Below are 21211 nucleotides of genomic sequence, written 5' to 3' on the forward strand. Positions count from 1 at the left end.
TTCAACATCGAACCAAACCCCTTAACACCAAATTCTCCAACCGCGCGCCGCCGGCACCGCATCAGAATCACGAGGCCGCGGACCTTTCGGGTCGAGTCAAACGCCAATGGTTGAATGGTCTGACCTAACTTCATGACTCGCTGCGATGCAACACAACGCGCTAACTCAATATGCTCAAGATATTACAACATTTAACCGACGAAAACGCGAAATTGCCCAATTAACCCAGTATTTTCCGCGAATTTCGCGGACGACACGCCCATTCACAGGTGTTTGAATAGTCATACATAACGTCTTTTTGAGGTTTTTCCGCCGCGATATTTCCAAGCCGATATGTGACTTGATGTGTCACTTTTCGGACACCTTCGAATGTAAAAGGTTCAAAGGCCCGGAACCGGAACCCGAAAATGACCGGGCGGCCAAGATCTTGCAAAGGTGGGCGATGAGGGATTCGAACCCCCGACATCCACCGTGTAAAGGTGGCGCTCTAACCAGCTGAGCTAATCGCCCTTCGGACAATTGAACACTCTAGCGCGAAGGTTGGTCACTGGCATGGTGCGGCGGGGCGCTCGGCAGGTCGCTTCGTGGCGGCTCCCACGCACACCGAAACTGGCCACTTCGTGGAGTGAAGTTTCGGTGGTGTGATTGCGCCGATCCTGCAACGTGCCGAAGGCGACGGAGACAATCAATTGTCTGACGAAATCAAAGCTGGTGAATGTGGATAGCTGGTTCGCTATCATAGTGGCAGAGAACCAATGTCGTTAAACGTTTGTGGGAGTTGGGCTGCGCCCGTGTGAGCGAGTCCGTTGCGCGGCGATGCGAGTAGAAGAGGCGAAGGTCGATGTCGATGGTTGATGGGGAAGAGCCGCAAATCGGTGGCGGTGTTGGCGATGGTGTCGCCGTTAGCGATGGTACCGCCGTCGGCAATGGTGTCCCCAATAGCGATGGCGTCACCGTCCCCGGTTCGGCCGCCGTCTCCAATTCGTCTCTGGATGATGGCGTAACGTTCGACTTCACGTTGAACGGCCCGATGTGGTGGGAGTTCGCGATGGCGTCGAACGCCTACGGGCGTGGGGTGAGGAAGATTTTCGTGCCTTTTGCAATATTCTGCACTGTGATTAGCCTGATTCTTCTTGATATACCGATAACCAGTAGTGACGATCTATGGGTTGTGGTTGTCATGCTCATTTTGACGGTCTTAAGTTGGATGTGCTGTGGTGGTTGGTTGGCTCGTTGGGGCGTGGCGAACAAGCTGGCGCCGTTCGTGTCGGAGTGGTTTCCGGTGCGGAGCACGAGCACGATTGATATCTGGCGGATACTGGGGCAGCGCAGCGATGGTTTCTTCAGCTCCGGCTGGTCGACGCCGTGCCGTCTGACGGTCGACGTGAACGGCGTGGTGTTGGAGCGTTGGGTGCGTGGCGCGCATGCGCGTGAGGGGTCGGCGGGCCGGCGCCGTGTGGTGCGTGCGCGTTGGTCGGATCTTGATTGTGTGCGGGTGACCGATCACGCGGTGGTGCTTTCGCCCTCGGCCGGCGGGAAGGCATCGATGGACATCATCCCTGCGGTGCCCGAATTCGGTTTCGCGGATCTGGACGGGTGTGTGCTGGTGGACCGGTCGGTGCTGCCTGATGCGGAAGGCTTCGCGCGCTGGTGCCGGGAGCGTATCGCTGGGGCGTCCCCGTGGCCGGAGTCGGGCTGGCGGTTGCGGTTGTACCGTTTCCGGCGTTGGCTGTATGGGGACGACGAGTTTTTGGACGGCCCGCCGAAGGGCATGACCCGTGGGTGGTGACGGTGTCGCTGTCTGTCGTGTTTCTTTTTGTTGTGGTTTCCGGTGAAAGGGGTTGGTGATGGCCGGTGGTCCCCGTCAGGTGTGGACGGTGGGTGCGTTGGGTTCCGTGGCGTTCAATCCGGATCGGACGAAGTTTACGTCGAAGGTGGCATGTGATGTCGGGTTTTGATGCTTTTGTTCCTGCTGCGGGTGAGAATCATGTTGGAGGACAGGCGGCAGGTTCGGATGGCGGTGTGTCGCCGACTGATATCGGGAACGTCGGTTCAGGCACGGTTGATTCGCCGTTCGATGGCCAGAGGTCGTTCGATTTCACGCTGAACGGCCCGATGTGGTGGGAGTTCGCGATAGCATCGAACGCCTACGGGCGTGGGGTGAGGAAGATCTTCGTGCCTGGGGCGATATTTTGCACTGTGATTAGCCTGATTCTTCTTGACATACCGATAACCACTCGTGACGATCTATGGACGCTGATTTTCTGTCTGGTCCTGACTGGTGTCTGCTGGTCGCTTTGTGGCGGTGTGCTGCCTCGTCGTCTGATGATGAATCAGGCGGCGGGGTGGGTGTCGGTCTGGTTTCCGATACGGAGCACGAGTGGCGCGGAGATGCGCAGCGCGGTGTATGAGTGGAAGGACGGTAATTTCGACGATCGTTGGTCGACGCCGTCCCGGCTGGTGGTGGATTCTGACGGCCTGATGTGGATGTGGACCGTGGAGGGTGACGACCGATCCACAAGCGTGCGTTGGTCAGACCTGGATTGCGTGCGGCTCACGGAGCATGCGGTGGTGTTTTCGCCGTCGGCTGGAGGGAAGGCCTCGATGGATATCATCCCCGCGGTGCCGGATGTGCAGTTCATGGACCTGGCTGGTTGCGTGATGGTGGACCGTTCGGTGGTGCCCGATCTGGATGGGTTCGTGGCGTGGTGCCGGGAGCGTGTGAAGGCTGCCGCGCGTGGTGCCGCACGTCAGCCTGAGCGTGAAGCCGGGTATGAAGCCCGCCATAGCTCGGGCCGTTCGCGGGTTCGTAGGCCTGGTTCGCGGGTTCGTGGGCTTGGCCGGTTGTCTGCGTTGTGGGGTCGGTTCCGTCGCTGGCTGTACGGCGATGACGAGTTCCTGGACGGGCCGCCGAAAAACTGGCTTAACGGTCTGGTGTTCTAGGGGCGGTTTCGGGTTGGATTTGGTCTTTCGTTGGATGTGGTACGACCCTTGTCACGTGCCAACAGCAACCGATTGTCTTACAAGATCGGGGTTGGTTAATGTGGATAGATGATACGCTATCATGTTGCTAGAAATGTAATGTTGTCAAACGTTTGTTCGGGTTCGTGCCGCTCCCACGTGGGCGGGTTCGCTGCGCGACGGTGTGGATAAGGCTGGAAGTCGATGTCGATGGCTGATGGGGGAGACGCGCAAATCAGTGCTGGCGCTGGCACCGGTGTCGGCGCTGGACTTGGTGGTAATGCTGTCGTTGATGACGGCGCGGATCTCGCCGTTGAAACCGAGATCGTTCCCAATTCCTCCCTGGACGACGGCGCGTCGTTCGATTTCACGCTGACGGCCCCGATGTGGGGCGAGTTCGTGGAGGCGGCGAACGCCTACGGTCGCGGGATGCGCCGCATCGGTTTGCCGTTCCTGGTGTTCTTTGGCTTTTTTAGCTTGTTGATTATCGGAAAGATGGGACTCTCGATTTTTGGCGATCGAGATATGTTGGTGACGCTCGTCGTGTTTCTCTTCTTTACAGCTTTTTCTCTGTTGCTCTTTTGGGGCAAGTTCGACTCGTTGCTGGTGCTGAAAGTGATGCTCCGTTCCGCGGAAGGCTGGTTCAACGTGCTGAGCGTAAGCACAAAGGAGCAGATTCGTGTTCGTGAGCAGTGGGATGGCGCGGATTTCGACAGTCATTGGGAGACGCCCTGCCGGCTGTTGGTGGATGGCGATGGCGTCGAACTGATGGTGCATGTGCACGGCAAGGACTCTCACGTGCGGGTTGGTTGGTCCGATTTGGATTGCGTGCGCCTGACGCCGCGCGCGGTGGTGCTTTCGCCGTCGGCTGGCGGCAAGGCGGGCGTCGACATCATTCCCGCGGTTGCGGACGTGAGGTTCGCCGATGTGGACGGCAGCGTGATGGTGGACCGCTCGGTGCTGCCGGATGTGGACGGGTTCGTGGACTGGTGCCGCGGGCATATCGCCGACGCCGCCGAACCGCAGCCATCGTCGGGCCTGCGTCGCCGGTTGCATTCGTTCTGGGTGTGGCTTTATGGCGACAAGGAGTTCTTGGATAGCCCGCCGGCGTGGTCGGCCGTGTGGTTCGACGATGATGTCTGATCTCTGACGTCGTTGCCGGGTTGATTCGGGTGGTTCCGGGTTGGTTTGTCGATTGATTTATCGGTTTAGTTGTATATGAGGATTAACGAAGGAGGCCAATGATGGCTGAGGAAGTGACTGGCGGTTTCGCCCAAGGGCCGACCGTGGCGGCGTTGGGTACGGTGGCGTTCAAGCCGGACCAGTTGTACGTGCTCAATGGCGGGCCGGATTACTTGCGTTTCATGGTGCCGGAGCGCTTGGTGCCGTTCTCGAATGTGGGCGAGCCGAGGACGATCAACCGGATGCGCCAGCGCATGGCGTTCTCGCTGCAAAGGGAAGGCGCGGTGGACGCCAACGGCAATCCGTGCCCGGCTTTGGCGTCGTTGATGGCCCCGGTGCGCGACTGCGCGTTCGCGGTGGCCGATGGGCTGATGCCGGACCTTGACGAGGACCAGAGCGAGGAGCGCTCGTTCGTCACGTATTTCGGGGCCGATACCGCCACTTTGGCTCGCTCCTCGTCGCGGTTGTTGGGCGGAGACACGTTCAACCTGTATGGTTTGGGCGGCCCGCAGGGCTGGGAGGGCGCGTTCGCGCAGGCCTCGGGCCTGGGTTCCATGTTCCGTTTGGCGGGCACGCCGCTGTATGTGCGTTGCCGGAACGACGATGAGAAAGGGATGCTCGCCGGGCTCAGAGGTGGCAGCGTGGACGCCGCCGAGGCGCTGGCCGAGGCGCATGGCCTTGATCCCTCCATGCAGGCCATGCTGGCCGACGTGGCCGATGGCATCGACCGGGAGCGCTACCAGGTGATTCCGATGCAGGGCGTGGACTACCGGCAGACCAAGCTGGAGGGCATGGACCAGGCGCGTGACCTGCGTGTGGGCCCGCAGCCGTGGGTGTTCTCGTTCGTGGTGCCCGAGGTGGGCGTGATCATGCGCTCGGTGTATGTGCCGAACCCCGACCCGGACCTTTCGGTGTGGGACGAGCACCGTACGCAGTATTCGTATATGGACATCGAGTTCGTGGCCGGCGGGAGCGTCTTGGAGCGTCTTTCCGGCGTGCCGGCCGCCGAGTGGGGTGGGCGCAAGACCATCGACCGCTCCACGGCGGTTGCGGATCCGGCCCGGTGACAGCAACAGTGACAGTGACGGCGACAGCGACAGTGACGAAGATGAGGAAGCGTTGGTGATGGCGGTGGCGGATGAGGTCGTGCCCGGTGGCGAGGCCGGAGAGCATGGGCTTGACGCCGAAGACGGTTTGGACGCGGTTGCGAATGTCTCCTTAAGCGCCACGGCCAACCAGGGTCCCGTCGCTGGCCTGTCGCCGGACGGCTCCGGCACGTTCGATTTCACGTTGACCGGCCCGATGTGGTGTGAGTTCGCACAGGCCTCGAACGCCTATGGACGCGGGGTGCGCGTGCTTGGAGCGCTCTGCGCCTTCGTCGGTTTCGTAATACTGTTCATGGGTATTCATGAAGACCTTGATATGGGCGACCTGCTGGTGTTTGCGTTTATCGGCGGTGTGGGGTTGTTGGCGTTCACGAGGTCGTATTCGTCCTGGCTGGTGATGCGCATCACGCTGTGGTCGGCGCCGGCCTGGTTCCCCGTGCCGGAGCTCAACACCAGGCGCGCGCAGGAGACCGTCTCGGCCTGGCGCGACGGCAATTTCGACGGGCGCTGGAACACGCCTTGCCGCCTGCTCGTGGACGGGGATGGCGTGGATTGGCTGTGGCATCGCGCCAGTATGAACGGTGGCGAAGGCGAGGATCGCGAGGTGCGCGTGGCGTGGTCGGATCTGGCCTGCGTGCGTCTGACGGAGCACGATGTCGTCTTGTCGCCCTCGGCGGCCGGCAAATCCGGGGTGGATATCATCCCGGCGGTCCCGGACGTGAAATTCGCCGATCTCACCAATTGCGTGATGGTGGACCGTTCGGTGCTGCCGGATGTGGACGGTTTCGTGGCCTGGTGCCGCGCCTGCATCGCCGACGCCGCGGTGGCGCGCCCGAAGTCGGACCCGCGCTATTGGCTGCGCCGTTTCTGGTCCTGGCTCTACGCCGACCACGCCTACCTCGACGCCTCCCCGGCCTGGTCCGCCGCGTGACTCTCGCGGCATAGTACGAGAAAAGACGAAGAGCCGGAACCTTGAATCGGGTGATTCGGAATGCGGTTTGAGTAAATCGATATTGCGAAATTATATTATACTGAAGTTAGTTTTGTCGAATTTTTTGAGGGTCGAAGTCACCTTCGTGTGGTTGCCATGGCCGCGTGACCAGCCAGCCAAACTGTGGAAAGGTCGATGTCGATGAGTCCATCGCAGGATCCGCAAATTTCCCATGACGCCGAAGTCGTGTCGCCGCAAGAAAAGCACAGTGATATGAACGCGCATGTGTCGCAAGGTGATTCGACTCCCTGGCTGGGTCCGTTCCGTTTCCGTGTGGATTATGAGGGGTTCAAGGATATCTACCACGCGGAGGATGATGGTTCTACGCGGAAGATTGGTTTTGTATTGGTCGTTTTTGGCTTTGCGTATGCTTATGTGTGTTCCGGAATACTTGTTGATCATTTGAGGTCCGCCGATTTGGGTTCTCTTGGTTTCATGGGTGTTCTTTCTTGCCTAGGTCTTATCGGTTTGTGGTTGTATGGGGTGTGGTGTCTGGTCCGTCCGCCGTTGACAACGGCGAAGGCGCAGGCTGTCAGGTTTTTCCGGTATCACGGGAGGCGTGTGGCGAAGAGAGAGATTGTGGAGTATGAGTCTGCGGTTCTTTCAATGTCATTGGGCCCGTTGGGGGGCGAGGAGGTCACGGATGATGGTGGCTTGATACGCTCGGCCTACGCTTTCATGCGTCGTCCGGTGGTGGCCCGCGGCTTTCTCTACGCGGGGATGCATGATGTGAGGCGTGATTCGTTGGTTTGGGAGATATTCTCCAGCATGGCTAAATCTCCCCGCCCCAATTGGGATTGCACCGGTGTGTTCATACCGGTCTCGTGCCTGGGTGGCCGGCTTCGCGCATGGCGTGCGTGTTTCCGGTTGGCATGGCGCATCAAGCTCGCCCGGCGTCGCTATCGCCATGCCGTGTGGTGGCGGAGAATAGGCCACATATGGCCGTTCGCCCGCCGTCGGGCGCGTGCCCTGATGGCTCCGGAGTTGGCATGGCTTCAGGAGCTCGGCCCCGAAGGTCGCCGCGGCCCCGAGCCCGAACGGGACGGGGATGATAAGCCGGCGAGGATTGGCCACTCTTCGGTAGCCTTGCGTGGTGCCAAGGCGTTCCATACTGCTCAGGCTTCGTCGTCGGGCGGTTCCGGCTATAGCCATGCGGCCGCTGGTGAGCGGTGAATCTGTTAAATCAATGGACGGTGTGCCACTTCATGTGCGAATCTGGAACGATTATTTTTCAGTGTCGAAGATTGAGAATGTAAAGGAATTTTGTTTATTTTCTTGTGGATATGCCCAATAACGCGACAATGAAGAATATATTGTTGTATATAACCAACAATGGAGGGGTTGCTGGGGGAGTGATTCGTGGCCTTTGATGAAACGTTGCACATCGAATGGTGATGAAAAGGACATCTGTTTTGATATCTTTATGTCAGAGTCGAAACGACCACGTAAACTAAAACTATTGAGAATTCTTTTTCAGGAGGCAGGTTCGATGGCTGACAACACGACCAACAATCAGAATTCGAACGGAATCGAATACACCAGCAAACGCAAGTGGGGTTATGACCCCCGTCAGGTCGACGCCTTCCTCGAGAACGCCCACGAGCTTTACGACCGTGACGACGACGAGCTGACCCAGCAGGATATCCAGAGCGCCGCGTTCGCTTTCAGCAAAGGCGGCTATGTGATCGCCGAGGTCGACGCCGCGCTGGCCAGGCTCGAGCACGCGGTGGTCGATCGCCAGACCGCCCGTCAGATCTCCAACAACGGCCGTGTGGCGTGGAAGGCCGAGACCGACCGCCTCTACCAGGTGGTCCGCGAGCACGCCTCGCGCGCCCAGAAGGAGCGCTTCGCCCGCGCCCTCTCCAAGCATCCCTCCTACGACATCAAGCAGGTCGACAACCTCATCGACGAGGTTGTGGTGCGCACTTCCGACGACCTGGGCGTGAAGACCATGACGCCGAGTGAGGCGAAGGATCTCGCCGGTTTCAATTCCAGCACCGTCTCCAACGCCATCTTCGTGCAGCGCAAGGGCAAGAAGGGCTATGACGAGCGTCAGGTCGATTACTACCTCGATTCCTGCGTGCAGCTGCTCAGCCGCATCGAGTCCTACGAGCGCCTCACCAAGTACGAGGCCGCGAATGGGGGAGCCCAGGAGCCTTTGGCGAATCGTTCGGCGGGTGAGGCCAACCAGGCCGCGATGAACGTGCCGCAGTCGGTTTCCGCTCAGCAGGAGACCTCCGTGGTCACGCCGCTCTTCACCGAGCAGGCTTCCGCGGCCGCCACCTCCGCGACTGCCCCGGCCGGTGCGCAGGGTGCGACGTTCAACGACGTGCACGAGGAGGAGCAGAAGATTTTCGCTCCCACCCCCGCGCAGAACGGTGCCACTTCGGCCGTGCCGACCCCCGCTTCTCCGGTCGTGCCGTCGCTGCCGAATGAGGCAGCTTCGGCCAGCAACGTCCCGACGGCCGGTGCCACCGCAGGCGACGCCCAGGGCAGCAGCTCCTCGCTGGCGGCTCTGGCGAACATGGCCCAGACCTCTCAGACCGCCGCTCCCGAGCAGCCGGCCAGTTTCAGCCCGCAGATGCCCCCGCTGGCCTCCGACGGCGCTGGCTCCCAGGCCAACGGCGCCAAACCCGCCTCCGCCTCCGGCGACGACATGGGCATTCCCGATATCTCGCTCAACTCATTCGACTCGAAGCAGGGCAATGACGTCAACGGGCAGTGATTTCCATCTTCTTTCCCGCCTGGCGTCCGTGAAGCCGGTGTGATGAGTTCAGCATCGACCGCCGTGGTGGCGCCTGAGCGGGGAGAGGGCAATACCGGTTGGGGACTTGGCAAGCGCGTGCTGGTCACAGTCCCCATTTTCATCATGCTTTTGGGCCTGTTGGTCACAGTCTCCAGCCTGACCAGCGTGCCATGGAACAGGGAACCCACCGGGCAGAGCCTCGAGACCCTTTCCGCCAGCACCGCCGTCTCCTTCGACAATCCGCAAGGCCTCGCGTTGCCGGGCAAGGGCACCTACGCGGTCGCGTTGCGCCATGTCACCATCGACGCCAAGCGCCCCTCCACCGGCGAGGTGCAGCGTATCCGCGTGCTCATCCGCCAGCCGCTCAACGCCCCCGCGGGCCAACCCGGCGTCGTCTTCATGCACGGCGCGGGCTACGGCACCTGCGACAACTCCTTCGGCGACGTGGCCAACGACCTCGCCTCCGCCGGATTCGTCACCGCCGTGCTAGACAAGCCGGTCTGGTCGACCAACGACCTCACCCGCGACTACCCGGGCAGCGCCGTGGCCTACGACCAGGTAGTCCAATACCTGCGTGGCATAAGTTCGGTCAACCCCGACAAGATCGGCATCTACGCCACCTCCGAAAGCACGTGGATCTCGCCCTACCTGCTCCAACGCGACAAACGCATCGCCTTCCAGGTGCTGCTGAGCCCCATGGTCTATTCGCCACGGCAGTCGCTCGGCTTCTTCGTCACCCAGGACTTCTCGCTGGTCGGGGCCAACAATGGCTACCAGTCCATCGTCCGCCGGCTCTTCCACGCCGACCTCGGCAAGCCGGGCTCAAACTTCGACGTCAGGGTCGACCTGCCGGGCGCCTACGCCATCCCGACGCTCGCGGTCTATGGCTCCAAGGACGTGATGACCGCGCAGGTGGAGGGCATCGAGCACATCATGGACTCGGCTCACAAGGCCGGCAACCGCAACGTCACCGTGCGTAGCTACTCCGTGGCCAACCACGTGCTGCGCCTGGGCGATGAGGCCGACGAGGGCACGCCGCTGGCCGACGACTACATCAACGACCTCACCTCGTGGGCCACGGGCACGGTGGCGGGCTTGCGGCAGACCAGCGAGCCGGTGGCGGGCGTGACCATCCACCAGTCGATCGCCGTGCCCACCGAGCTGCGCGCCAACCGCCAGCTCACCGTCTACGGCGCCATCATCCACATCGCCATGGTGCTGCTGCTTTTCGTCTCGCTGCTGATGGCCCTGGCCGCGCTGGTGCTGAAAATCGTGCGATTCCTGCGCCATCGCGACGCCAAGGTGTTCGGCTTCTTGCACGGCTTCGGCGGCGAGCTGCTCGGCATCGCCGTGACCACTCTGGCCACGCTGGTACTGTTCGCCTCGGGCCTGGGCCAGGTGATCATGGCCGTGGTGAGGCTCGGTTGGGGCGGCGCACCCGTGGAGGACCCGGGCATGATGTATTGGAGCTGGCCGGTCATCCAGGTGGTCTCCACCCTGGTCGTCTGGGCGTGGTCGCGCGTGCTGGCCCGGCTCATCGAGGTGGCGCAGAGCCGTGGCATCACGCAGCTGCCGCCGCGCAAGGACGCCATCCGCGACTTGGTGAGCGGTCGCGAGCCCGTTTTGGCCTCCAGCCGTTTCGGCCGCGTCTATTTCTGGGTCACCGCCGCCGCGATGTTCGGCGTGCTGCTGGTCTTCGCCTTCTGGGGCTTCTTCATCTACTAGACCTGTTTGGCTGGTCAGGCATGACGGACTGGCATAGAGCCGGGGCGCGTTGTATGGTGTTGACGGAATCAGGATCGAGGTGAGGGCATGGCGTTGTACCGCGACGAGGGCGTTGTGCTCAAAACCGTGAAACTCGGCGAGGCCGACCGCATCATCACCCTGCTCACCCGCCGACACGGCAAGGTGCGCGCCGTGGCCAAGGGCGTGCGTCGCACCAAATCCCGCTTCGGCGGCCGGCTCGAGCCCTTCATGCGCTGCGACCTGCTCATCGCCGAGGGCCGTTCGCTCGACGTCGTCTCCCAGGCCGCCTCGCTCGCCGCCTACGCCGCCCCGATCTGCGGCGATTACGCGGCCTACACCGCCGCCAACGTGATGGTCGAGACCGCCGACAAGATCGTCTCCACCGAGCACGAGCCCGCCCAACGCCAATATTTGCTCCTCATCGGCGCCCTGGCCGCCCTGGCACGAGCCAAGCACCCGGCCGAGGCCATCGGCGACTCGTTCCTCATGCGCTCGCTTTCCCTGGCCGGTTGGAGCCCGCGCCTGTCGTCCTGCGTGGTGTGCGGCACACGTGACGACCTGGTCTACTTCTCCATAGCCTCCGGCGGCGTGATGTGCGCCTCCGACCACACGCCAGACGCCAAGCGCGTCGACATCAACGTGCGCGAGCAGCTCGAGGCGCTGGTCGAAGGCGACTGGAGCGTGCTCGATAGCACACCGCTCAACGGCGACACACGCCGACTTGTTGAAGAATGGGGAGAATATTACCTGGAACGCCCCATTCGTTCGATGAGGTTGTTAGATTCGTAGTATGGCTTTTGAACAAATGGACTACACGTCCCTTGAAGTCCCGGCCGCGCCGTTCTCCGACCCCGCGATCATCCCGGACTTCCCCAAGGCGAAGGTGCCCCGCCACATCGGCGTGATCATGGACGGCAACGGCCGTTGGGCCCAGCAGCGCGGCCTGATCCGCACCGATGGCCACCAGGCCGCCGAGCCCGTCGTCTTCGACACCATCGCCGGTGCCATCGAGGCCGGCGTGCGCTATCTGAGCCTCTACACCTTCTCCACCGAGAACTGGAAGCGCAGCCCGCAGGAGGTCCGCTTCCTCATGGGCTTCTCGCGCGACATCATCCACCGCCGCGTCGCCCAGATGGACGATTGGGGCGTGCGCGTGCGCTGGTCCGGCCGTCGCCCGAAGCTCTGGAAATCTGTGATCGACGAGCTCGAGGTCGCCATGGAGCGCACCAAGCACAACAAGACGATCGACGTAGTCTTCTGCATCAACTACGGCGGCCGGGCCGAGATCGCCGACGCCGCCGCGCGGATCGCCCAGGAGGTGCGCGACGGACGCATCAGCGGCGACCGCGTCACCGAGAAGATGCTCTCCGAGCACCTCTACAACCCCGACATCCCCGATTGCGACCTGGTCATCCGCACCTCGGGCGAGCAGCGCACCTCGAACTTCCTGCCGTGGGAGGCCGCCTACGCCGAGCTCGACTTCGCGCCCGAGCTCTTCCCGGACTATGGCCGCGAGGCGCTGTGGCGCTCGATCGACCACTACGTGCACCGCGACCGTCGTTTCGGAGGCGTGAAACCAAAGAAGTAGCGGGAGAGAGAGTGCGAGGCTCTGTGCTTCGCTAACACCCCAAACCGATAATCCGAATGTAAAACGGTATGGAAAACAGTTGTGGCTGGCGAATCATCCATTGACTCGCCAGCCACAACCGCTACAACATTGAAAACGTGCCTGACTCGTGCCCGTTTGGCGGGCGCAGTGAGGTCTTTACTCGCCTGACCCGATCACCGAGCTGTTCTCGATGAGCTTGCAGTGCACCTGCGCGGGGATCGGAGCGTCCACCGGCGGCAGGTTGTTGAGGTGCTCCGGGAACGGATGCTCGCCCAGCGAACGCTTCTCGATGAGCGAGACGAGCTTGCACACCGCCCAATAGCCCATCTCGTAATACGGCATCGCGATGGTGGTGAGCTTCGGGGTGAAGGTGCTGGTGATGATGGGGGTGTCGCCCACACCAATCACCGAAAGGTCCTTGCCCACGGTGAGCCCGCGGCGGGCCGCGCACTCGTAGACGTACCAGCAACGGCCGTCGTCATAGCAGAAGAAGGCGTCGGGCTTCTCGGTCTCGAAGAGGTTCGAAACGGCCTTGAGCGCCTCATCGTTGGTGGTCACGTTGGTCACGAGGTTCTTGTCGAAGGGCGTGCCGCTCTCCTTCAACGCGCGGCGATAGCCCTCGAGCCTGGTGGCCTGGGCGATGGTCGGCTCCGCGTTGCCGATATAGGCGATCTTCTTGGCGCCGCTTTCGAGCAGCCTCTTGGTGGCGTCATAGCCGATGAGGAACTCGTTGGGCTCCACGATGGGGAAGCGGTTGTCGACCGTGTTGGTGGAGATGAGCACCAGCGGGGAGTGCACCAGGTCCTCGGGCACCTCGGTGACCTGGCTGGAGGGCTTGGCGTAGAGGAAGCCGTCCATGCCGTAGCGCTGCAGCGCCGAGGTCTGCTCGGACTGGCTCACCGAGCCGTCGGTGTCGACCAGAAGGATGATGTAGCCCAGTTGGCTGGCGGCGTCCTGCGCACCCTGCAGCGTCTGCGAGGTGTAGGGGATGTCGTGGATTTGTTCGGCGACGAAGCCGAGGATGCCGGTTTTGCTGGTCCTCAGTGACCGAGCCATCGGATTGGGCTTATATCCAAGCTCGTCCGCGATTTGCCGTACATTTGCCGCAATCTTCGCTTTGACGCGGCCGGCGTCTCTGTTGTTGAGCACGAGCGAAACGGTGGAGATGGAGACTCCCGCCTTTTCAGCGACGTTTTTCATTGTTATCATAACTTCAAACATATACCCTTTTACAGACTAGTTAAACTTTATGACGTGATTTGTCTGTATGGCCGCCATCAAGCGCAAAGCGGGGTTTACTCCGTTTGACGCAGAATTTGGTCAACCAATTGCTGCTTTTCGTTTATCTGCCCTTTGAAACCGGGTCGAATATCAAGCTTTAACGTCACTTCGGTGCGGTATCCCTGGCCGGCCAGCGTCATCGACGCGTCGCGCACCACGGCGAGCACCTGGTCGAGGTCGCCCTCGATGTTGGTGAACATCGCGTTGGTCTCGCAAGGCAGCCCGGACTTGCGGATCACGTCGACCACCCGCGCCACGTGTTGGCTCAGCTCCGCTCCCACACCGCTTGGGGCGACGGCCAGCGCCGCCACCGTGTTGATATAGGGCTTGCCGGTTTTCGCGTCAATCGGCACTTCCTGTTTCTCTGCGTTTCTGTCGATCTCGCCTGACGTTTGCTGTGCCATTTCGGTTCCTTTCATTTGCTGTATATACGTTAAAAAACCATGGATACGTCTTCACGTTTTAATTCGCGGGTTTATATCGTTTTGTCTAATTTGACCCTTTTGCCGTGATTTTTGACGAAGTTATTGCAAAGTGATAATCCGGGGCCGCGCCGCCTATGGTGCATCGTCCATCATCGCTCCCTACGCTGGGTCTTGGCCATCCAGGTTCCAAGGGTCTGGCGCTCGCGCCACTCTCAACCCGCCTGCCCGGGTTCCCCTGCTTACGCTGTGAACGCTAGAAGCCATATGCGACAATCGGGCGCGCCCGCGCAGGCCCGCCAATCGGCTTCGCCGCGCGGCTGAGGTGTCATGCTCTGTCGATAAAATCGGCCTCATATTGTCTCTGATCTCTTCAACCAATAATCGGAAGGTGTGTCGTGGCTCAATCCAAACTTGATGAAGTCGTATCGCTGGCCAAGCGTCGTGGTTTCGTGTTCCCTGCGGGGGAGATTTACGGCGGCACGCGTTCCGCATGGGATTACGGCCCGCTCGGCGTCGCGCTGAAAGACAATATCAAGCGCGAATGGTGGCGCTCGATGGTGGTCACCCGCGGCGATGTCGTCGGCGTCGACACTTCTATTATTCTGCCTTCCGCCGTCTGGGAGGCTTCCGGCCACGTCAAGGTCTTCAACGACCCGCTGATCGAATGCCTCAACTGCCATAAGCGTCAGCGCGCCGACAAGCTTGAGGAATCCTACGCCGAGAAGCATGGCGACAAGATGCCGGAAGACGGCCTCAAGTCGATTGTCTGCCCCGACTGCGGCACTCGTGGCCAGTGGACGGAACCGCGTGATTTCAACATGATGCTGCGCACCCACCTCGGCCCCGTCGACGACGAGAACTCGTTGCACTATCTGCGTCCGGAAACAGCCCAGGGCATCTTTGTGGACTTCAAGAACGTGATGACCTCTTCGCGTTCGAAGCCGCCGTTCGGCATCGCCAACATGGGCAAGTCGTTCCGCAACGAGATCACGCCTGGCAACTTCATCTTCCGCACCCGCGAGTTCGAGCAGATGGAGATGGAGTTCTTCGTCGAGCCTGGCACCGACGAGGAATGGCACCAGTACTGGATCGACACCCGCACCCGCTGGTACACCGATCTGGGCATCAACCCGGAGAACCTGCGCCACTACGAGCATCCCAAGGAGAAGCTCGCACACTATTCCAAGCGCACTGTCGACATCGAATACAAGTTCGGCTTCAAGGGCTCCGACTGGGGCGAGCTCGAAGGCGTGGCCAACCGCACCGACTTCGACCTTTCCGCGCATCAGGAGCATTCCGGCGAAGATCTGGCCTTCTTCGACCAGGCCAGCGGCAAGAAGTACATCCCTTACGTCATCGAGCCGGCCGCAGGCCTGACCCGTTCGCTCATGGCCTTCCTTGTGGACGCCTACGCCGTCGACGAGGCGCCGAACACCAAGGGCGGCGTCGACCGCCGCACCGTGCTGCGCCTCGACCCGCGCCTTTCGCCGGTCAAGGCCGCTGTCTTCCCGTTGAGCAAGAAGGCGCCGCTGCAGGGCATCGCCCACGATCTGGCCGCTGAGCTGCGCCAGCACGACTGGATGATCGACTACGACGAGTCCGGCGCCATCGGCCGCCGCTACCGCCGTCAGGACGAGATCGGCACCCCGCTGTGCATCACCGTCGACTTCGACACCGCCGACGACCACGCGGTCACCATCCGCGAGCGTGACTCGATGAAGCAGGAGCGCGTCGACCTCGACAACGTGGCCAAGTACGTCGCCGACCGCATCGGCGAGAAGCGCGTGCGCTACCCCGAAGGCCCGGCCTCCATCGTCGGCACCACCGCGGCCGACGGAGCCGTGGACTTCGCCAAGGAGTCCGGCATCGACGAGTCCGCCCCCGTCAAGGTAGCCGAGGCCGGCGGTCTCTACTAAACCGCTTTCGGTTGAATAACGGTTTCTAACTGTGCGGAGACCGCGGAATATGCTGTGTTCGGGACACTCAAGGCCGTTCGGCCAAGCCTACGCCCGAACACAGCATATTCCGCGGTCTCAATCAATTAATGTATGATTTGAGTTTGCTCATCGTAATACTGTGTGCGGTTTAGATACCGTTGAGTGCTTGGGGCTGGGATATGCGATGTCAGACCGTATGACTTGGCCGAGCGGCCCGGAGCGTGTCGGACATCGTATATCCCAGTCCCAAGCACGTCAGTTGAAATATATTGGTTGGCGAATCGAATTTTTTAAGCGGAAATAAGCGAATAAGCGGAGGAAATGAATAGGTGAAGGACTTTGAGGAGTGGCTGAAGAGGGTGGATTATTCCGAGGCTCGGCAGAAGTTTGATGACGGATGGGACCAGGTGCTTGAGGGGCTGCCTGGGACCGATGCGGGGGATACCAGCGCGCAGGCCGGGGAATATGAGGCCGCCGATGATGGCAAGCCGGTGCCGAAGATCGCGCCGGTGGAGCTGGGCCCGTTGCATATCGAGACGCCGGTGGTCCTTTCTCCCATGGCGGGCGTTACCAACTGGCCGTTCCGCTCAATCTGCCGCGCGTACGGCCCCGACGGGCTCTACGTGGCCGAGATGATCACCTCGCGAGCCCTCGTGGCCCGCAATCCCAAGGCGTTCAGGCTCTGCCGCTTCGCGCCCACCGAGCAGCCCCGCTCGCTGCAGCTTTACGGCGTCGACCCCAACATCACCGCGCAGGCCGCGCGCATGGTGGTCGACGGCAATCTGGCCGACCACGTCGACCTCAACTTCGGCTGCCCGGTGCCCAAGGTCACGCGCCGTGGGGGAGGCTCCGCGCTGCCGTGGAAGACCGACCTCTTCCGCGAGCTCATCCACCGTGTGGTCGAGGTGTGCAACGATGCCAATATTCCGGTGACCGCCAAGATCCGCGTGGGCATCGACGCGGACCATACCACCTTCCTCGACGCCGCCCGCATCGCCGAGGACGAGGGGTGCGCCGCCGTCACGCTGCACGCGCGCACCACCGCCGAATATTATGGAGGCCACTCCGACTGGGAACGCATCGCCGAGCTGGTGGATGCCGTCGACATCCCCGTGTTTGGCAACGGCGACATCTGGGGTGCCGAGGACGCCTTGGAGATGGTGCGGCAGACCGGTTGCGCCGGTGTCGCCATCGGCCGCGGCTGCCAGGGTCGCCCGTGGATCTTCTCCGACATCAAGCATGCCTTCACCGGCTCCGACGAGCGGTTCAACCCGACGCTGGGCGGGGTCTTCAAGATCATCATGGCCCACGGCCAGCTGCTGGTGCGCTTCTATGACGGCGACGAGCGCATGGCCGTGCACGACCTGCGCAAGCATATCGCCTGGTATCTCAAGGGCTTCCCGGTGGGTGGCTCCACCAGACGCGAGTTCATGGAGTCCGAGACGCTGGCCGACGTGCAGGCGGTGATGGACCGGCTCGACCCGTCGATCACCTATCCGGAGCGTGTGGTCGACAAGCCCCGCGGCCGCGTGCGCTATGCGAAAAAGGTTCACGTGCCGTATGGCTGGTTCGATTCGAGGACCACCACCCACGAGGAGCGCGAACAGCTCTTCGGCGACGATCCGATGGACGCCAGCTACTGATTTGTCGGGCATCGGCGAATATATCGGCAGGGTTTGTGGTACATACCGGGAAATAGTCTTACTCTAGGCGGGTTCTGCGATAGAATAATTGGCATAACCGTGAAGTGACAGGAGACTATGGTGAGCGAGATTGCCCAGAATGACAATTTCAACGATAAGACGAGCATCAAGGTGGTCGGTGTCGGCGGTGCCGGTGGTAACGCCGTCAATCGCATGATCGCCGAAGGCTTGCAGAACGTTGAATTTGTAGCGATCAATACCGATGCGAAGGATCTGCTTCGCAGCGACGCGGATGTGAAGATCTCGCTGAGCGACCATTCCAGCCGAGGGCTGGGCGCCGGGGCCGACCCCGAGAAAGGCGCGAAGGCCGCGCAGGACCACCAGTCCGACATCGAGGAGGCGCTTAAGGGCGCCGATATGGTCTTCGTCACCTGCGGCGAGGGCGGCGGCACTGGAACTGGCGCAAGCCCTATCGTCGCGCGTGCGGCTCACCAGCAGGGTGCGCTGACTATCGCTGTGGTCACCCGTCCGTTCGCCTTCGAGGGACCGCAGCGCGCGGCCTCCGCCAAGCTGGGCATCGAGAACCTGCGCAAGGAAGTCGACGCGCTCATCGTCATTCCCAACGACCGTCTCCTGGAGCTTTCCGACAAGACCATCGGCATCGTCGACGCCTTCAAGACCGCCGACACCGCGTTGCTCGCCGGCGTGCAGGGCATCACCGACCTGATCACGATGAACTCCTATATTCACGTCGACTTCTCCGACGTCACCGCGATTCTGCGCGGCGCGGGCACCGCCCTCTTCGGCATCGGCTCGGCACGTGGCGAGGACCGCGCCACCCAGGCCGCCGAGATCGCCATCAGCTCGCCGCTTCTGGAGGAGAGCATCGAGGGCGCTCATGGTGCGCTCATCAACATCGCGGGTCCGACGGATCTCAAGCTGCAGGAGGCCAGCGACGCCACCGAGCTGGTGCGCAAGGCCATCCACCCCGAGGCCCAGATCATCTGGGGCCTCGCGCTCGACGATTCCTATGGCGACGAGGTGCGTGTCACCGTCATCGCCGCGGGCTTCGATTCGGAGTCGAAGAAGAGCGACGACGCCTCCGCGCTCCCGGCCGCTGGTGAGACCGCGCAGCTTGGTCAGAACGATTTCGCGCGGCACGACGCCGGCGAATCCGGCTCCAGCACGCTGCCGGATCTCGACGCCCCCATGATCTCCCACACCCCGGAGGAGCCCATCTCCAACGACTTCCCGGATGACTCGCAGGGCTCCTCGTCCGAGGATCCCGGCGATTTGGACATTCCCGATTTTCTGCGCTGATAAACGTCGATGAAGAAGAGTGAAAGGACTTTGGTATGGCTGGGTATATGAAAAAGGCGATGTCGTATCTGGGCATGACGGACGTGGTCGATGACGATGACGAGTTGGTGGACGACGAGCCGGACTCCACCGATTTCGACTCCGACGCCACCGTGGCTCCCGTGCTCCAGCAGTCCACGAGCGCGTCGACGGCCCAGGCCGCGCCGAGCCACGGCTCCAGGACCTTCCCGGCCGGCAGGCTCAGCCGCATCGCCACCATCTGCCCGAAGTCCTACGACGACGCGCAGAAGGTCGGGCGTGCCGTGCGCGACGGCATCCCCGTGGTCCTCAACCTCACCGGCCTGGCCGAGTCCGTGGCCTATCGCATCGTCGATTTCTCCGCCGGCGTGGTCTTCGGTGTGCGCGGTTCCATCGAACGTGTGACCCCGAGGGTCTTCCTCCTGAGCCCCTCCCAGGTGAAGATCAAGGTCGAGGACGCCAAAGACGCCGACAGCGATCTCTTCTGAGGCCTGATGCTGCTTTTCATCATCAAAGCCCTGCTGCTCTGGCTCATCGGCCTCTATATGACGGTGCTGTTCATCCGTGTCATCATCGACTGGGTGGCCTACCTGTTGCCCCGTTGGCGCCCGAATCGTGTGATTTTGGCCATCTTCAACGTCTTCTATGTGCTCACCGATCCGCCGCTGCGCTGGTTGCGCCGGTTCATCCCCATCATGCGCCTGGGCAACGGTGGTATCGATTTCACTCCCGTGGTCCTGTGGTTCGTCTTGGCCGTGGTGCAGGTGCTCATCGGGTTTATCTAAAGAGTTCCGTTGCCCGTTGGCCCGGGCGGGTTTGACGGCTGGGGGTTCTTCCGCGGTTATCGGTTGACGCCTTCGCCTCATCCGCTCCGAGTTTCCTTGACGTAGTGGTGCAAGACGTCGGGGTATACTGTGTGGTGTACTATCGCAAAGAGATATCAACGTAAGAGGCATCAAGCCCAAAGTGAGGTGTAAAGGTTTATGGCACTGTTAACGCCGAAGGATATCAGGGAACATGCCTTCCAGACTGTCCGTTTCAAAGAAGGCTACGACGTCGAGGAGGTCGATGACTTCCTCGATCAGGTCACCGAGACCGTGGAGGCTCTTGGCAAGCAGGCCATGCAGGGCGGCCAGTCCACGCAGTCGCTGGGCCCGGATGTCAGCAATCTCAATACCAAGATCTCTGACCTGACCGGCCAGGTGCAATCCCTGACCCGCGAGAACGAGTCGCTCAAGGCTGCCTCCGCCAAGTCCGGAGACAACACTGCGCAGGCCGCGCAGATCGCCCAGGCGACGCAGGAAGCCAAGCTCGCCTCCTCCAAGCTTTCCGAGGCCGAGGAGAGCAACCGTGCCCTCCAGGACCAGAACAAGCAGCTCAAGGACCAGGTCGACCGGCTCAACGCCCAGATCGACCAGCTCACCGCCCAGGCCGCCAAGACGCAGGGCAAGCAGGACCTCGGCGACCAGCTCGTCGCCGTGCAGCGCGAGCGCGACGAGTTCCGCTCCAACAACGAGAACCTTTCCCGCCAGCTCCAGCAGGCCCGCCAGCAGGTCGAGAAGGCCGACGAGCAGTCCAAGCAGCTCCAAGAGGTCTCCAAGCAGCTTGAGGAGTCCAAGCAGCGTGAGAACCAGCTGCGCGCGCAGGTCTCCAAGGTCGAGCCCGACACGCAGACCGGCAGCCTCCAGAAGATCGCGGGCGCCGCTTCCGGCGCGTCCAGCGAGCCCGAGCGCGCCACCGCCATGCTGACCCTGGCCATGCAGCTGCACGACCAGTACGTCGACAAGGGCAAGGCGAAGGCCAAGGAGATCACCGACGCCAGCCAGGTCAAGTACCAGGAGCTGGTCAACAAGGCCAACGATTATTCCTCCCGCACCCGCAGCGAGTCCGACGACTATAGCAAGCGCACGCGCAACGAGGCCGACGCCTACTCGCAGAAGACCCGTTCCGCCGCTGACGGCTACTCCAAGGAGAAGCACGCCGAGGCCGACAAGTACGAGTCCGAGGTGCAGAAGCGCGCGGCCGACTACGACCAGAAGACGCGTTCCGCCGCCGAGACCTACGCCCAGCAGGTGCGCGACAACCTCGAGTCCCAGTCCAAGGTCATGGAAGGCAACATCCAGAACCTCAAGCAGTTCGAGACCGAGTATCGCACCCGCCTCACCGAGTTCCTGGGCCAGCTTGTCTCCCAGGTCTCCGACACGAGCACCTACAACAAATTGGACTCGGCCAACAAGGACTGAGTC

At 61.8% G+C, this 21211-nt stretch carries 18 protein-coding genes and 1 tRNA gene; 16 read left to right on the top strand and 3 right to left on the bottom strand.

From position 1 onward, the window contains the following. Positions 1-436: 436 nt before the first annotated feature. Positions 437-510: transfer RNA gene (locus OZY47_RS02295), tRNA-Val, on the bottom strand. Between the two features lie 331 nt (positions 511-841). Between OZY47_RS02295 and OZY47_RS02300 the strand changes: the two genes are divergently transcribed. The 10 genes from OZY47_RS02300 (at position 842) to OZY47_RS02345 (ending at position 12320) form a co-directional block, all read left to right on the top strand. After that, positions 842-1789 carry a hypothetical protein gene (locus tag OZY47_RS02300; protein ID WP_277178364.1) on the top strand — a complete coding sequence of 316 codons (948 nt, stop codon included), beginning with the start codon at positions 842-844 and terminating at the stop codon, positions 1787-1789. A gap of 155 nt (positions 1790-1944) precedes the next feature. After that, entirely contained in the window at positions 1945-2943 is a 999-nt protein-coding gene (locus OZY47_RS02305) for a hypothetical protein (protein ID WP_277178366.1), read from the top strand. Positions 2944-3165: 222 nt separating this feature from the next. Continuing rightward, complete coding sequence (locus OZY47_RS02310) at positions 3166-4104, top strand: hypothetical protein (RefSeq protein WP_277178368.1); 939 nt, start codon at positions 3166-3168, stop codon at positions 4102-4104. 98 nt (positions 4105-4202) lie between these two features. After that, complete coding sequence (locus OZY47_RS02315) at positions 4203-5210, top strand: hypothetical protein (protein ID WP_277178370.1); 1008 nt, start codon at positions 4203-4205, stop codon at positions 5208-5210. A gap of 58 nt (positions 5211-5268) precedes the next feature. Further along, positions 5269-6180, top strand: coding sequence for a hypothetical protein (locus OZY47_RS02320; RefSeq protein WP_277178372.1), 912 nt, complete (start codon positions 5269-5271; stop codon positions 6178-6180). A gap of 201 nt (positions 6181-6381) precedes the next feature. Next, the gene (locus OZY47_RS02325; protein ID WP_277178374.1) at positions 6382-7413 is read left to right on the top strand and encodes a hypothetical protein; all 1032 of its coding nucleotides are present in this window, start codon (positions 6382-6384) and stop codon (positions 7411-7413) included. Positions 7414-7729: 316 nt separating this feature from the next. Then, on the top strand, positions 7730-8965 hold the full coding sequence (locus OZY47_RS02330) for a DivIVA domain-containing protein (RefSeq protein ID WP_277178377.1): 1236 nt from the start codon (positions 7730-7732) through the stop codon (positions 8963-8965). Positions 8966-9109: 144 nt separating this feature from the next. Then, positions 9110-10711: an alpha/beta hydrolase gene (locus OZY47_RS02335; RefSeq protein ID WP_277179070.1), complete on the top strand. Its 1602-nt coding sequence runs from the start codon at positions 9110-9112 to the stop codon at positions 10709-10711. A gap of 87 nt (positions 10712-10798) precedes the next feature. Further along, entirely contained in the window at positions 10799-11521 is a 723-nt protein-coding gene (recO, locus tag OZY47_RS02340; protein WP_277178380.1) for a DNA repair protein RecO, read from the top strand. 1 nt (position 11522) lies between these two features. Then, positions 11523-12320, top strand: a complete 798-nt coding sequence (locus OZY47_RS02345; protein ID WP_277178383.1) for an isoprenyl transferase — start codon at positions 11523-11525, stop codon at positions 12318-12320. A 177-nt stretch (positions 12321-12497) separates the two neighbouring features. Here OZY47_RS02345 and OZY47_RS02350 read toward each other — a convergent pair whose 3' ends face one another. Beyond that, complete coding sequence (locus tag OZY47_RS02350; RefSeq protein WP_277178385.1) at positions 12498-13550, bottom strand: LacI family DNA-binding transcriptional regulator; 1053 nt, start codon at positions 13548-13550, stop codon at positions 12498-12500. Between the two features lie 86 nt (positions 13551-13636). Then, complete coding sequence (locus tag OZY47_RS02355; protein WP_277178387.1) at positions 13637-14026, bottom strand: thiamine-binding protein; 390 nt, start codon at positions 14024-14026, stop codon at positions 13637-13639. Between the two features lie 416 nt (positions 14027-14442). Here OZY47_RS02355 and OZY47_RS02360 point away from each other — a divergent pair, with 416 nt between their 5' ends. The 6 genes from OZY47_RS02360 to OZY47_RS02385 all read left to right on the top strand — a co-directional run bounded on the left by OZY47_RS02360 (position 14443) and on the right by OZY47_RS02385 (position 21208). Beyond that, positions 14443-15963 carry a glycine--tRNA ligase gene (locus tag OZY47_RS02360; protein WP_277178389.1) on the top strand — a complete coding sequence of 507 codons (1521 nt, stop codon included), beginning with the start codon at positions 14443-14445 and terminating at the stop codon, positions 15961-15963. Positions 15964-16475: 512 nt separating this feature from the next. Then, positions 16476-17627 (top strand): tRNA dihydrouridine synthase DusB, encoded by a 1152-nt coding sequence (gene dusB / locus OZY47_RS02365; protein ID WP_277179072.1) that lies wholly within the window; start codon positions 16476-16478, stop codon positions 17625-17627. A 120-nt stretch (positions 17628-17747) separates the two neighbouring features. After that, a complete protein-coding gene (ftsZ, locus tag OZY47_RS02370; protein WP_277179074.1) occupies positions 17748-18947 on the top strand; it encodes a cell division protein FtsZ in 1200 nt (399 codons plus the stop codon). 35 nt (positions 18948-18982) lie between these two features. Beyond that, positions 18983-19453, top strand: coding sequence for a cell division protein SepF (locus OZY47_RS02375; protein ID WP_277178391.1), 471 nt, complete (start codon positions 18983-18985; stop codon positions 19451-19453). A gap of 6 nt (positions 19454-19459) precedes the next feature. Continuing rightward, the gene (locus OZY47_RS02380) at positions 19460-19750 is read left to right on the top strand and encodes a YggT family protein (protein ID WP_277178393.1); all 291 of its coding nucleotides are present in this window, start codon (positions 19460-19462) and stop codon (positions 19748-19750) included. A 198-nt stretch (positions 19751-19948) separates the two neighbouring features. Beyond that, the gene (locus tag OZY47_RS02385) at positions 19949-21208 is read left to right on the top strand and encodes a DivIVA domain-containing protein (RefSeq protein ID WP_277178395.1); all 1260 of its coding nucleotides are present in this window, start codon (positions 19949-19951) and stop codon (positions 21206-21208) included. Positions 21209-21211 lie beyond the last annotated feature (3 nt).

This window comes from Bifidobacterium sp. ESL0790 (assembly GCF_029395435.1).
GTDB lineage: Bacteria > Actinomycetota > Actinomycetes > Actinomycetales > Bifidobacteriaceae > Bifidobacterium.